Origin of the sequence: Streptomyces harbinensis (assembly GCF_900116145.1) — a bacterium.
In the GTDB taxonomy this organism is placed as follows: Bacteria; Actinomycetota; Actinomycetes; order Streptomycetales; family Streptomycetaceae; genus Streptomyces; species Streptomyces carpaticus.
On sequence record NZ_FPAB01000001.1, the window covers coordinates 792,517 to 805,910 of the forward strand.

9 protein-coding genes and 2 CRISPR repeat arrays are annotated in these 13,394 nt (G+C 71.8%); of the genes, 1 reads left to right on the forward strand and 8 read right to left on the reverse strand.

The features are described 5' to 3' along the window. The first annotated feature begins 341 nt into the window (after window positions 1-341). Entirely contained in the window at window positions 342-1,871 is a 1,530-nt protein-coding gene (locus BM385_RS03570) for a UDP-N-acetylglucosamine 1-carboxyvinyltransferase (RefSeq protein ID WP_019434102.1), read from the forward strand. Between the two features lie 221 nt (window positions 1,872-2,092). After that, window positions 2,093-2,913: a CRISPR direct-repeat array (repeat unit 28 nt; unit sequence GGAACATCCCCGCGGGCGCGGGGCCGAC). A gap of 64 nt (window positions 2,914-2,977) precedes the next feature. Here BM385_RS03570 and cas2e read toward each other — a convergent pair. From cas2e to BM385_RS03610, 8 genes are all read right to left on the reverse strand, one after another. Then, window positions 2,978-3,256, reverse strand: coding sequence for a type I-E CRISPR-associated endoribonuclease Cas2e (cas2e, locus tag BM385_RS03575; protein WP_093842137.1), 279 nt, complete (start codon window positions 3,254-3,256; stop codon window positions 2,978-2,980). After that, window positions 3,253-4,311, reverse strand: a complete 1,059-nt coding sequence (cas1e, locus tag BM385_RS03580; RefSeq protein WP_093842138.1) for a type I-E CRISPR-associated endonuclease Cas1e — start codon at window positions 4,309-4,311, stop codon at window positions 3,253-3,255. The genes cas2e and cas1e overlap by 4 nt, the downstream gene beginning before the upstream one ends. 3 nt (window positions 4,312-4,314) lie before the next feature. Continuing rightward, window positions 4,315-5,124 (reverse strand): type I-E CRISPR-associated protein Cas6/Cse3/CasE, encoded by an 810-nt coding sequence (gene cas6e, locus BM385_RS03585; RefSeq protein ID WP_019436508.1) that lies wholly within the window; start codon window positions 5,122-5,124, stop codon window positions 4,315-4,317. A gap of 4 nt (window positions 5,125-5,128) precedes the next feature. Then, window positions 5,129-5,974, reverse strand: a complete 846-nt coding sequence (gene cas5e / locus BM385_RS03590) for a type I-E CRISPR-associated protein Cas5/CasD (RefSeq protein ID WP_093842139.1) — start codon at window positions 5,972-5,974, stop codon at window positions 5,129-5,131. Next, window positions 5,971-7,119, reverse strand: a complete 1,149-nt coding sequence (cas7e, locus tag BM385_RS03595; RefSeq protein WP_093842140.1) for a type I-E CRISPR-associated protein Cas7/Cse4/CasC — start codon at window positions 7,117-7,119, stop codon at window positions 5,971-5,973. Before cas7e ends, cas5e begins: the two co-directional genes overlap by 4 nt. Before the next feature lie 79 nt (window positions 7,120-7,198). Next, complete coding sequence (gene casB, locus BM385_RS03600; RefSeq protein WP_093842141.1) at window positions 7,199-7,852, reverse strand: type I-E CRISPR-associated protein Cse2/CasB; 654 nt, start codon at window positions 7,850-7,852, stop codon at window positions 7,199-7,201. Between the two features lie 8 nt (window positions 7,853-7,860). Continuing rightward, window positions 7,861-9,630, reverse strand: a complete 1,770-nt coding sequence (gene casA / locus BM385_RS03605; RefSeq protein ID WP_093842142.1) for a type I-E CRISPR-associated protein Cse1/CasA — start codon at window positions 9,628-9,630, stop codon at window positions 7,861-7,863. 212 nt (window positions 9,631-9,842) lie between these two features. After that, entirely contained in the window at window positions 9,843-12,758 is a 2,916-nt protein-coding gene (locus tag BM385_RS03610; RefSeq protein WP_093842143.1) for a CRISPR-associated helicase/endonuclease Cas3, read from the reverse strand. 239 nt (window positions 12,759-12,997) lie between these two features. Then, window positions 12,998-13,391: direct repeats of the CRISPR family, unit length 28 nt; unit sequence GTCGGCCCCGCACCTGCGGGGGTGTTCC. Window positions 13,392-13,394: the final 3 nt, after the last annotated feature.

The following is a 13,394-nucleotide window of genomic DNA, read 5'->3' on the forward strand; positions in this document are numbered from 1 at the left end:
CCGGCCGCGTCCCGCGCCCGGGGCGCGGGACCGGGCGCGGCACCACCGGCACGGGCGCGCGCCCTCCCGGGACCTGATGCGCGGGTCCGCTCCCGCACCGATGCTGGGAAGGTGACAGCGGAGAAACGGCGGCTCCGGGAGACCACCCGGGGCACGGTCCGTGCCCCCTCCGCCTCCACCGGCGGCAGCCAACCGGGGGAAGCGGGGACCACGGCGCGCACCCCCGAACGGACCACCCGCGCCGCACCGGGCGGGCGCCGGATCCCCCGGGACACCGGGCCACTCACCCGAATGGCCCCCGCCCGGATGCCTCATCTCATATCTGAGATAGGGTCGCTTGCATGACCGATGACTACCTCGCCCGGATCGGGCAGCTCATCCGGGACGCGCGCCAACATCGTGGCTGGACGCAACTGCAACTCGCCGATGCGCTCAGCACCTCGCAGAGTGCCGTCAACCGGATCGAGCGAGGAAACCAGAACATCAGCCTTGAGATGATCGCGCGCATCGGGGAGGCCCTGGACAGCGAGATCGTGTCGCTGGGCTACTCCGGTCCGATGCATCTGCGCGTGATCGGCGGACGCCGGCTCTCCGGCAGCATCGACGTCAAAACGAGCAAGAACGCCTGCGTCGCGCTGCTGTGCGCCTCGCTGCTGAACTCCGGCCGCACCGTACTGCGCCGGGTCGCCCGCATCGAAGAGGTCTTCCGCATCCTGGAGGTCCTCAACTCCATCGGCGTCCGCACCCGCTGGATCAACGACGGCGCCGACCTGGAGATCCAGCCCCCGGCCCAGCTGGACCTGGACGGCATCGACGCGGACGCCGCGCGCCGCACCCGCAGCATCATCATGTTCCTCGGCCCGCTGCTGCACCGCGAGACCCACTTCAAGATCCCCTACGCCGGCGGCTGCGACCTCGGCACCCGCACCATCGAACCGCACATGACGGCCCTGCGCCGGTTCGGCCTGGAGATCACCGCGACGGAAGGCATGTACCACGCCACCGTCAACCGGCAGATCACCCCCGAACGGCCCATCGTCCTCACCGAGCGCGGCGACACCGCCACCGAGAACGCCGTCCTGGCCGCCGCCCGGCACGACGGCGTCACGGTGATCCGCAACGCCTCGTCCAACTACATGGTCCAGGACCTGTGCTTCTTCCTGGAAGAACTGGGCGTACGCGTCGAGGGCGTGGGCACCACCACCCTCACCGTGCACGGCGTCCCGCACATCGACCGCGACGTGGACTACTCCCCCTCCGAGGACCCGGTCGAGGCCATGAGCCTGATCGCCGCCGCGGTCATCACCGAATCGGAACTGACCATCCGGCGCGTCCCGGTGGAGTTCCTGGAGGTCGAACTGGCCGTACTGGAGGGCATGGGCCTCAACCACGACCTCTCCGCCGAATACCCGGCCGACAACGGCCGCACCCGGCTGGCGGACCTGACGGTGCGCCCCTCCAAACTGGAGGCGCCCATCGACAAGATCCACCCGATGCCGTTCCCTGGCCTGAACATCGACAACGTCCCGTTCTTCGCGGCGATCGCGGCCTCGGCCCACGGCTCGACCCTGATCCACGACTGGGTCTACGACAACCGCGCCATCTACCTCACCGACCTCAACCGCCTCGGCGGACGCCTCCAACTCCTGGACCCGCACCGCGTCCTGGTCGAAGGCACCACCCGCTGGCGCGCCGCCGAGATGATGTGCCCCCCGGCCCTGCGCCCGGCGGTGGTCGTCCTCCTGGCCATGATGGCGGCCGAGGGCACGTCGGTGCTGCGCAACGTGTACGTGATCAACCGCGGCTACGAGGACCTGGCCGAACGCCTGAACTCGGTGGGCGCCCAGATCGAAACCTTCCGCGACATCTGACGGCATGGACGCCGCCGCGCCCCTGCCCGCCCGCTGCTAAGCGGGGGCGGGGGCGTCTGTGTGTCAGGGGTGCCTAGACGACTTACTTCAGACGGAAGTCCCCAGTGAGGTATGCCGGTTGCGCGCGTCGTGCTGAGTGCGGCTGTTGGCTGCACACAGGGATCACCCCCCGCAGGCGCGGGGCCGACAGGGCGTCGGCGAAGCCGCGCACGCCGCGCGTCGGAACATCCCCGCGGGCGCGGGGCCGACAGACAGATGGTGATGTCCGGGCAGGCCGCGCAAGGAACATCCCCGCGGGCGCGGGGCCGACACCCCGCCAGCGTCGGCCGGTGACCGTCGCGTAGGAACACCCCCGCGGGCGCGGGGCCGACACCTGAGACGAGGCACGGAATCCGGCGTCGGTCGGAACATCCCCGCGGGCGCGGGGCCGACGGCCTGTACCTGCACCGCCACGATCCGGGCGCGGGAACATCCCCGCGGGCGCGGGGCCGACATCCGGCCGCCGGGGCCGCGCCACGACAGGGCCGGAACATCCCCGCGGGCGCGGGGCCGACGGCCTGTACCTGCACCGCCACGATCCGGGCGCGGGAACATCCCCGCGGGCGCGGGGCCGACATCCGGCCGCCGGGGCCGCGCCACGACAGGGCCGGAACATCCCCGCGGGCGCGGGGCCGACACCACCAGCGCGTCCATGGCGGACGGCGCTCAGGGAACATCCCCGCGGGCGCGGGGCCGACGGCAGTCAGGTCGGCGACACCGGGCGGCAGTTCGGAACATCCCCGCGGGCGCGGGGCCGACTTAACGGAAGACAGCAGACGCACGGGTGGTCAGGGAACATCCCCGCGGGCGCGGGGCCGACCTGACCGGCGTCCCGCGCTTCGGCGGGTCCGCCGGAACATCCCCGCGGGCGCGGGGCCGACTGCCGCCGCAGCGTCGCGCCCGTACACCAGCTCGGAACATCCCCGCGGGCGCGGGGCCGACTTACCGGAAGCCAGCTGGCGCACGGGTGGTCAGGGAACATCCCCGCGGGCGCGGGGCCGACCCTTTTTGAGCTGGGGTTTTATCGTGCCAGGGCTCCGTTTTCATTCAGTTGCGTCGGCACTGGCTCACCTCCTGTTCCGTGCCGAGAGGATCAGACCGTCGAAGTCCACCGGACGCCAGCGGTCGCGGCCGGCGGTGCGGACGGCCCAGCCCTGTTCGTTGGCCGCGGGTTCCACGAGCACGGCCTGGCCGTCGCCGATGCGCGTGGTCAGGAGGTCCCACAGACGGTCCCGGACCCGGCGGTTCGGGTTGCCGACGAAGACGCCCGCGTTGACCTCCACCATCCAGCGTGTGAGGTGGCCACGCAGTCCTTCCGGGGCGGCGATGAGCACGATAACGGTCATCCGGACGTCCTCGGGTCGCTGTCGGGTTCCTCGAACTCGGGGCCGATGACGGCGATGTGCTGGTCGCCCATGGAGGCCGGGCGGGAGGCGGTTTCCGGCCCGGGGAACGCCGCCTCCGCGGGGCTGTCCCGGTCGTCCGCCCAGTTCACACCGGACGGCACGGCGCCCAGCCGTTCGTCCCACAGCTCTCCCGCCGCCGGGGTATCGGTCTCCGTGCCCTCGGCGGCGAGGAGCATCTTGATGTCCGCCACGATGCGCGCGAGCAGCTTCGTCCCGGCCACCAGGTCACGGAGGCCGAGGCGGGCGTCCCGTTCCTCGGTCAGTCCTTTGGCCATCAGGTCGAAGGCCAGCGGAATGGTGTACTCCGCCTTGTAGAGGTCGGCGATGTCGAGAACGAAGGAAATAGCCGACCCGGTGTGCACGAAGCCGAGGCCCGGGCTCGCTCCGATCCCCACGATGACCGCGTGACAGATGCCGTACAGGGCTGCGTTGGCCGCCGAGAGCAGTCGGTTGAGATCGTCACCGGCCGCGAAGGCGTCTCCCGCCTTGTACACCCGGCCGTCCCAGGGCACCCCGGTACGGCGCGCGTGTTCCCGGTAGAGCCGGCGGATGCGGGTTCCCTCGCGTCCGCGGAGTTGTTGCATGGTGGCGGTCGAGACGTCCTCGCCGGGGAAGCGCATCCCGTACATGGCACGGGCGACCGCCAGGCGTTCCTTGGGGCGGGTCACCAGCCACGCCTGCCGGTGGAGCAGCCCGGCGCCCCTGGCGGGTCCGAGACCGGCGGCGTACATGCGCACGCCCTGTTCGCCGACCCAGCACACGGCGGTGCCGGAGTCCGCCAGCAGGCGTATCGCGCCATGGGTGACCCGGGTGCCGGGTCCGAGGAGGACAACGGCGATCATCGCGGCCGGAACCCGCACCGTCTGCCGCTTGTTGACGATGACGACGGCGTTCTCGTCGCGGTCGAGGTGGCTGCGTTCCACGTAGACGCTGGAGACGCGGTCCACGATGCGGTGCAGGTCGTGCGGGTCGGCCTTCCACCAGATGTCGGCCATGGGTCAGTGGTTTCCTTCGGGGACCGGGGCGAGGGTGAGCAGTCCGCAGCCGTACGCCTTGGCGGGGCCGATGCCGTTGAGCAGGCGGTCGGTGAAGGTGGCGGGATCGGTCACGCGCAGGCGCCCCTCGAACGTCGCGGTGCTCAGGGTGACGTGCGGTTTCCGGGGGTTCCCGGGGTTGCCCCGTGCCTCGCCTTTCGCGAACGAGTGCCGCCGCCGTTCGGTGATCCGCAGGTCACGGGGGACGTCCTCGCCCCCGGAGAGGTCTGCTTCGTCCTCCGAAACGGAGGGAACGAACCGGGCCGGCGGAACGGTGAAGCCCCACCGCTCCGTGCGTTCGAGGAACCAGCGCAACTGAGCACTCGCCGTGCGGTGGCCAAGACGCAGCCCACGGGGGCGGCGGGCCTCGGCCGACGAGCCCGCGGCATTCAGCCGGGCCTGCTGCCCCGGGGTGGGCCTGAGCGGTTTGAGCGTGTTCTGCACCGGGTTGGCGGTCAGCCGGAACGCGAACTCGCGGCCGAGCGCGACGCGGTCCAGCAGAGGGGTGTAGTCGCGGACGGCGACGTGCTCGCCGTCCGCGTCCGGCCACCCGGCGCTCTCGACGATGTGCGTCCAGTCCGGCTTGGAACGGGTGAGGACGAAGAGGTGGGGGCGGTGCGGGTTGTCGGCGTCGAGGCGCCAGAGGACCCGTTCCGAGTCGGGGGCGCCCGGGATGCCACCGGCCACCGCGCCGTGCATCGCGCGCGGGTTCGCCAGGAGGGCACGGCTCGCGGCCCGCAGGGGATTGATGCGGATGCGGGAGAGGTACGTCATGTGGTCACCAGCCCAGGAGGGCGAAGGGGTCGTGCCCGGCGCCGTCCTCCGGGCTCTCGGTGGCGGAGCTCCCGGCCGGCCGGGGAAAGCCGGTCGGGACGGAGAACCAGTCGTGCCGCACCCGTCGGTCGGCGAACGACCGGCGCAGCGGGTCGAAAGAGAGCGGGACGTCGTTGAGGACGTCGTCCCCCTCGGGGTCCTCCACGGTGACCGCGCAGCGGACAGTTGCCGGGAAGGCGGAACGTTCGGCTCCGCGCTCGCGTCGCCAGCGGGCGGCGTAACGCTCCCGCGCCCGCCGGGAAACCTGCCACGGGGTCTCGCGCAGCGCCGTTTCCGCGTCGGTGTCCCGGACACCCAGGCAGACCGGCTGTGTGGGCGGACACGATCGGCGTCCCAGCGCCAGTGGGAAGGCCGGATGGCGGACGGCGTGCTGAAGGCTGAGCAGGACGTCCCGCGGGCCGGCGACAGCGGCGAGGAAAATTGCGTCCTGAAGGTAGTAGCGCGTGGTCACATGGGTGTGCTTGGCGGGTGAGGTGGGTTTCTGGATGCCCTTGGCCGAGACGCCGGCCTGCGGCAGCGGGCGTCCCCGGTAGTCGCTGACGGTGTGGAAGTCGCGCAGCAGGGTGCCGGGCTGGTCCACCCGTACGCCCAGCGTCAGGGGGGCCAGGTCTTCTAGGGAGTCCTCCCTGGCTCGGCCGGACGCCGCCGCGAGCAGGCCGATGACGCCGGACTTGGTGGGGGTGGGGCGGGTCTCGCGCCGGTTGAAGGTGCTCCGGTCACCCCATGCCTGAAGGGGGCCGGCGAGTCGCAGGAGCAGGACGGCGGCATCCCCGGACGGGCTCGTGGTCACCGGGCCTCGCCCCCGGTGAGGTGCGTGTTCAGGTCGGCCAGCAGTGCGTCGAAGGGCCGGGCCGCGCCGAACGCCTGCTCCAGGGCGTCGAGCGTTCCGCCGTGCTCGGGGGACAGGGTGTGACAGTGGGCGGTGAACGACGGCGCGTCGCCCCAGGCACGGAAGGCGGTGAGCTGTTCATGCGCCAGGCGGCTGATCGAGGCGGGGGCGATGCCGGCGTGCGTCCCGGTGCCCGGGGTGACCGGCTCTTCGAAGGCGGAGATCAGATTGACCGGCTGATCGGTGCGGACGGTGACGGCGACCAGACGAGGGAGGGTGTGGTGGGCGAAGGAGTTCTGGTAGCCGGTGGGCATGGCGCGGGCGAAGGAGGTCAGAAACTGGGTGACCGCCTCGGCAGCGCTCTTCTCGTCGGAGAGGTTGTCGACGAGCTGGTGCAGGCCGATGGTGGCGTACCGGTAGAGCGTGGCGGAGTTGAAGCCGATGGTGCCGATCATGCCGGCGCCGGTCTCCTCCTTCTCGTTCTCGTCGTCGACGGCCGTGTAGTAGTCGAACTCCAGCTCGGTGGTGTGGGTGGACAGCGCGTGAGCGACCTGTACGGCGGCGTCCACGTTGAGGGCGGGGATGTCGGCCACCATGCGGCCGAAGAGCGCGACGTCGATGGGGTGGCCGGCGCGGAACGCCTCCCGTACCGGCAACTGCTTGACCTCGGCCGCGAGGTCGGCGTCGTCGAGGGCGGCGAGTTCGGCGGCTCGGTCCTGTACGAGAGCGGCGACCGCGTCGAGCTGGCGGCGGCCGTAGAAGAAGAGGTACGCGGTGTCTCCTTCCTTCTTCCCGGCGGTGATCCCGAGAGGGGCGAGGAGGGCACCGCTGAGCCGGGCCGCGGTTGCGGAGTCCAACCCGGTGGTGTCGGCGATGCGTTCGGTGAGCTTGCCGGCGACGCGCTTGGTGCGGGTACCGAGGTCCTGCTGCGGAACGCGTTCGGCGAAGTGGAGGCGGGTGGCCCGCTTCCAGGCCTGGGAGGAGACACGGGAGCGGCGGGTTCCGCCGAAGTGGGCTTCCTTCGGGTTGCCCTGGTCATCGCGGTTCAGGTTGGCCGGCGGAACGGTCTGGATGATGTGCACGTCGATGTACTTGCGCGAGGTCATGGTGTTCTCCGCGGATCGGATACGTGAGGTGGTGGTGGGCGCGAGCGAGCCGGTTCCTGCAAGGAGGAACGCGCTCAGCTCAGCTCAGCGGCTCGGGCTTGCGGGCGTAGTACTCAAGGCCCCAGCGGCGGCGGACCCGGCGGCGCCGGTCCGGCAGCCGCCAGTCGTGAAGGTCCTCCAGCAACATGTCGTAATCCAGGGGCTGGCCGCCGGTGCGCAGCTGGGTGACGAGCCCGCGCAGCCGGTGGCGCAGCGAGGACACCGAGGTGGCGTTGGCGGCGGCGTCCACCCGGCGGTCCAGCGCCTCGGCACCGAATCGCCCGCTGTTCCGGAGGTGGGCCAGGGCGGTGCCCAGGCCGACGTGCGGCCGGTGCATGGGATCGCGGCGGCTCTGCTGGTGCAGGCCGTACAGGGCGAGGGCGGCGTGCTCGGCCTCCAGCCGCGGCGGAAGGTGCCCGTCGCAGGGGGTCGTGTAGAAGGCCCACAGGGAGAAGACGTCCCCGGCGGGGCGGCCCAGCCCGGACCGCAAGGCGGCCAGGTCCTCGCCGGGTGGCTCGATCGGCTGCCCGGTGGAGCGGACCCGCCAGGTGCCGCCGGCGGTGACGTAGCGGTTCCAGTAACGGGGGGTCCGTGCGGGCGTGTTCTCCGGCGTCTCCGCTCGGGTACCGGCCGCGCCGGGCCCGGGCGTCGGGCGCGGGGTGTTCTCGCTGGTTCCTGTGCTGTCGGACGTCACGAGGTCGGTCATCCTTCGCTGCGGGGGTGTTCGGGGGTCGGCACGGCGGCAGCGCGAGCGGCTCGGCGTGTGGCCGCGGCCCGGGGCAGCACGGTGGCGAGCCGGGCGCGGAAGCTCTGTTCGGCCGTGGCCAGGCGGTAGATGTGCTCGGTCTTGTCCTTGATCACCCGGCGCCCGGAGAAGACGCCGGGCGCGGTGGTGGCGAGCACCTGCTCGGCCACCTTCCAGGCGTGGCCGGCGGCGTGCCGTTCCCACTGCTCCAGGGCGCGCTCGGTCGCTTCGAAGTCGGCCGGGCCGGCGCGGAGTTCGAGGAGCAGCAGCCGGGCGGGGGCGTCCAGGGCGTACAGGAGGGTTTCCCCGGGGCGCTGGCCCTTGTCCCAGGGGATGGGGTCACCGCCGGCGGCGCGCATCAGGTCGCCGGAGAGGTGGTTGAGGGCCGTTGCCAGCTGTTCCGCCTGCTCGGCGGCCACCAGCAGGGAGGTGCGCAGTTCCCCTTCCGGGTCGAGGGCGACGAGCGGCAGGGGGATGGCGTCGGCGTAGAGGTCCTCCACCACGGCGGACTGATTGCCGTAGGCGATCCCGGTGAGTTCCACGCGCAGCGGGTAGTCGGCGGGCAGTCGGTCCCGGATTCCGGCGAGTTGGTCCAGCAGCATGCTGGTGCGGAAGCCGGGTCGGTCGCCGCGGGCATCGCGCTGCTCGCGCTCCACCGCGAGGAATGCTTTCAGTCCGCGCCAGCCCGCTGTGCCGGTCTGGTGGCGGTAGGGCAGCGCGGCCGCAGCGGGCCGTTTCGCGGCGGCGCCCGTCTTCGGCCTTTTGGCGGCGGGAGGCAGCTTCCAGGCGGTGTGCGGTTCGTGGTCGGGTGTGACGGTCAGGCGGTCCCCGGCGGAGACGACGACCCTGGTCACCCGGACACCGGCCGGGGTGTCCTCCGGAATCAGCCGGATGCGGCGGGACTGCCAGGTCCACAGATCCAGAGGTCCGCGGGATGCTCGCTCCTGCCAGGCGGGAAGGGCACAGGAGAGGGTGTCCTCGATGCGTCCGCTGGTATCGCGCCGACGCCACTGCGGGAGATCGTCGGAAAGCGAGGTGCGGCCGACGGGGATGTTCAGGACCAACGTTTCGAACAGGGTGGGGCCCAGCGGCATCACCACGCCCAGTTGCCCCAGGGGGCCGGTCGGATTGCCGGTCGTTTTGCCCGCTTTGACGCGGGGGTCCCCGACCGCTCCGGTCTTGATGGCGGCGGTGTCCCAGCAGTGGGCGTGCAGCAGCCAGCGCGCTGCCTGAGCGGGCGTGAGCTCAAGCGGATCGCCCTCGGTTCTCGACGCGAACAGGGGCACGTTGTTCCCGGTTGCGGCAGTGGCCACCACCAGGGCGGCTCCCTTGGTCTCCCCCTTCGCGGTCCGCAGACCGGCCACCTGCCCGAACGGATCGGACGGGTCGAAGAGGTCGAACCGGGCCCGGTGTTCGGCCAAGTAGTCGCTGAGGCGCTGACGTTGGCCGGCGTCCAGAGAACCGGCGCGTAACAGCGCCAGTCCGTCGGCGGCGTCGGCTGGATACCCGAGGGCGTCCACGAGAATCGGCAGGAGCACCTGCCGGAAGATGGCGGGCTTCTGGGTGGGGATGTCCACCACCAGGTCCCGGTACCGCTCGGCATGCAAGAGCAACTCCCGCACGCCCACCTCCACCGTGCCACCCGGCCCGGTGTGGCCGGTGTCCGCACCCGGGTCCGTGACCTGGACGGATAACCAGGGTTCGTCGAGCAGGTTGAACGACATCATGCTTCTCCAAACTTCTTTGTCTGGTGCCACAGCACTCTTGCAGCCCCTTCCGGTGCCCCGCAGCCGAATGCGAGAATTCCCCCGGCCTCGCGTGGGCGCGCCCCGCTCGGACAAGGGGCACGGCCCGGCGGGGGTGGCTCCCTTCTGTGTCTCGCCGACCGGTCGGCCCCGCAGTGGCGGGGCCGGAGCCACGACCGGCCCGGCCGGCGATGTCAGTGCGCGGTGAGCCGTCGCTCCACCAGCCCCAGCTCGCGGTCGTACCGGACCTCGTAGTCGCCCAGCACGGCCGTACGACGGCTGTCCAGTTCCAGCGCCGGGCAGTACCGCAGACGGGCATGGCCCCGCCACCCCGGCAGCGGGCGCAGCTCCCGCAGCGCAGCCTCGGTGAGCGACTGCGGCAGCCGGACGGTACCGGCGAGCAGATCCTCCAGCAGCTCGTCCGCGACATCACCGTTCACGGACAGGGCGCGGCCGTTGATCGTGTGGGGCACCTGGCCCTGCCGCACCACCACAACCACCTCGACCGTGGGCGCGCCGTCCCGCACGAGCCATTCCGCCGAGGCGTCGTCGCCGTTCTCCGCCCGCCCCGCGTAGTGCAGGCCGGCCAGCGTGCGCCCCTCCCGGTCGCCGCGTCTGGTCAGCAGGGACGCGCCCGCTGTCTCCGCGCGTTGCCGCTCCGTTGTCTCCCACTGGGTGCGTGCGGCCTCGGTGGCCTCCCGCCACGGGGGTGGCAGTGAGGCGTCCGACGCCTCGTATCCGGCGGCGACCAGGTCCGGTACCCGCGCCGGCACCCGCCAGCCCGCCTCCGCGGTCTCCCTCTCGGCGCCGGGGAGCGATTGCCGTACCAGTGCGGCGGACCGCAGCAGCAGAAAGCGCCCGTACACGGCTTCCGAGACGCCCGGAAATCGGGGCGCGCCACCCCCCAGGGCGGTCGTCCCGGTGACCACCACCCGCGGGGCGGCCAGCCGGGCCGGCCGGCGCACCCCGGCATGGCGGTGCAGGCGCCCGATGCGCTGAAGGAGCAGATCGACGGGCGCCAGGTCGGTCACCAGCAGGTCGGCGTCGACGTCGAAGGACTGCTCCGCGAGTTGGGTGGCCACCAGGATCAGCCGGTGCGGGCGCCCCTCCGTTCCCCCGGTCGGACCCAGCAGGTCAAGACATCGCGCCGTCCGATCCGCCCGGTCACCTGCGGTGAGACGCCCGTGCAGCAGGTGTACGTCCGCGCCGAACCGGTCGCGCAGCAACTGGTACAGCCGTTGGGCTCTGGCCACACTGTTACGGATGACCAGAGCACAACCGCCGGTGGACAGTTCCCGCTCCAGCAGATCGGCGACGGAACGGGCCGCTGCCTCATCGGCCGCCTCTCGCTCCGCCCGCTTCGTACGAGGCGGCGGCACGCGTTCGGGGAGAACGTCGATGGCGACGGAGAGGTCGGGGCGCCAGCCCGGGCCGTGGTCGACCAGGTACGCGGGCTCCGTTCTGCCCTCCATCTCCCCCGGGGCCCCCACCGGAACCTCCGGCCAGGCAGCTGTCACCGAGGGGTAACCACCGGGCTCGGGCAGGCCGCCGGCCGTGTACTCCTCGCGGGACATGGCACCGGCCAGGTAGGCGCCGACGAGATCCTGCCGCTGCCGGGGCGGCAGCGTCGCCGAGAGCAGTACCACCGGAACGCCGGCTTGCCCCAGCCAGCGCAACCCTTCGCGCAGGAACTGGGACATGTAGACGTCGGCGGCGTGCACCTCGTCGAGGATCACCACTTTGCCCATCAGCCCGGCCATGCGCAGCATGACGTGTTTCGTCCTGGTCGCCGCGAGGAGCAGTTGATCGATGGTGCCGACGACGAACGGGCAGAGCAGGCCACGCTTGGACCCGAGGAACCACTCGGCCGGGCCCCGGGCTCCCGGCCCGGTGGCGGAGGGCTCGTCCCACGGATCGCTGGAGGTGACCCCGTACGGGTCGTCGTCCAGGCACTCCCCGTACGCGTCCACGCCCCCGAACCGGGAGGCGTCGTCCTCCTCGGAGCCGGCCACCATCGCGCGCCATTCCGGGTTGAACATCCGCTTGCCGTGCAACAGCGCCACCCGAGAGGACAAGTCGCCGTCGATCCGGTCCAGCCAGGTCCGGACCTGCCCGAACATCGGATCGCTGGTGGCCTGCGTGGGCATACCGACGAAAACACCGTCCGCCCCGAACCGGGCCGCGAGGATCTCCGCCGCCAGCAGCGCGGCCTTGGTCTTGCCCTCCCCCATCGGCGCCTCGACCACCACCAGCCCCGGCGCGGTCATGCGCCGTGCCGCCTCGATCACCATCGTCTGGGAGGGGCGCGGGTCCTGGCCGAACCGGTCGCGGAACGCCTCGGAACCGGGCAGATCGTGGCTCCCCCAGCCCCGGTGCAGCCCCAGGGCGGTCCACGCCTTTCCGGCGCGTGCGCGAGCGGCTTCGAACGTCACCCGGTGCGGGTCGTCGACCCCTTCGAAGTGCCGCTCGTCGCTGGCGATCCAGTCCGCCATCACGATCAGCCCGCTCAGATGCAGCTGCACGGCACGACTCGGCGTACGTACGGGAGCCACGGCCGTGACGTTCTCGAAGCCCAGCTCCGTGGTGAAGCGTTCCAGAAGGGCTCGTTGGGCAGCGGGCCACGGCCCGGTGCCGGCCAGATGCCCCTTCGCGGTTCGGGCGGGCGTGAGTTCCCCCCGACTGGGGAACCTGCCGTGATGCCCGGCGACGAGCGGCCAGACCCAGTCGATCTGCTGTTCCGTCCAGCCGGCTGCGGCGAGGTCCCGGCACAACAGGTGCCCACCGGCGCGGTCATGGCGCCACCGCCTGCGGGCGACGAGCGGCTCGTGCCAAGTCAGCCCGGCCCGCCGCACCGCCTCGGCGCCCTCCGGCCACATCCGTTGGAAGGCGGGGGTGGCCTTGCCGTAGTCATGGACGCCGCAGAGCCAGGAGAAGAACCGCCGCCCCTTGCCCGGTCCTCCTGCGATGTCGTCCACGACCAGCCGGGTGGAGGGGGCCAGGAAGCCGTCCCACAGGCGTTCGGCCACGGCAGCGGTATCGAGGAGATGCGAGAGCAGCACGTTCTTCCTGCCACCGGCCTTCCCGGCCGACTTCCCCCACAAGGCCGCCACCACCCGCTCCCCGCAGGCCGGCGCCCCGCCCTGACCATCACTCAATGTGCCACCCCTGGTACAACTGGTAGGTACTTCTTGGGATGCAGACCTTAGAGCAAGGCACTGACAATCGACGGGGGATGCGGCGGAGCCGGTCGGTTCCGCCGTGCCACCGGATGCGCAAGGATGAGGGAGGATCCGCGAACGTACCGAATGAAAACCGGCCTTCGGCCCGGTAAACGAGCAGGTCAAGAAGTGTCGGCCCCGCACCTGCGGGGGTGTTCCTGCAAGAGCTTCGATCGATCACGGTCACGGAGAGTCGGCCCCGCACCTGCGGGGGTGTTCCGACCCGGGCGGAGGTTGCATACTGGACTCGAAGGTCGGCCCCGCACCTGCGGGGGTGTTCCCCGGGTGGGCATGATGCTCAGCTCCGCCCATGAGTCGGCCCCGCACCTGCGGGGGTGTTCCGCGATATCAGCAGAGACGTGACGCCCGCGCAGAGTCGGCCCCGCACCTGCGGGGGTGTTCCCTGTCCTCACGCCCCAAGATCAGGAAGTGCCCGGTCGGCCCCGCACCTGCGGGGGTGTTCCGAGCCCGCGTCGCGCGGGCGGCGCGCGCGGCTGGTCGGCCCCGCACCTGCGGGGGTGTTCCCTT

Excerpts from the sequence above, each read along its gene's own strand:
- BM385_RS03570 (WP_019434102.1), top strand. The coding sequence starts at position 342 with ATGACCGATGACTACCTCGCCCGGATCGGGCAGCTCATCCGGGACGCG.
- cas2e (WP_093842137.1), bottom strand. The coding sequence starts at position 3,256 with ATGACCGTTATCGTGCTCATCGCCGCCCCGGAAGGACTGCGTGGCCAC.
- cas1e (WP_093842138.1), bottom strand. The coding sequence starts at position 4,311 with ATGGCCGACATCTGGTGGAAGGCCGACCCGCACGACCTGCACCGCATC.
- cas6e (WP_019436508.1), bottom strand. The coding sequence starts at position 5,124 with ATGACGTACCTCTCCCGCATCCGCATCAATCCCCTGCGGGCCGCGAGC.
- cas7e (WP_093842140.1), bottom strand. The coding sequence starts at position 7,119 with ATGACCTCGCGCAAGTACATCGACGTGCACATCATCCAGACCGTTCCG.
- casA (WP_093842142.1), bottom strand. The coding sequence starts at position 9,630 with ATGATGTCGTTCAACCTGCTCGACGAACCCTGGTTATCCGTCCAGGTC.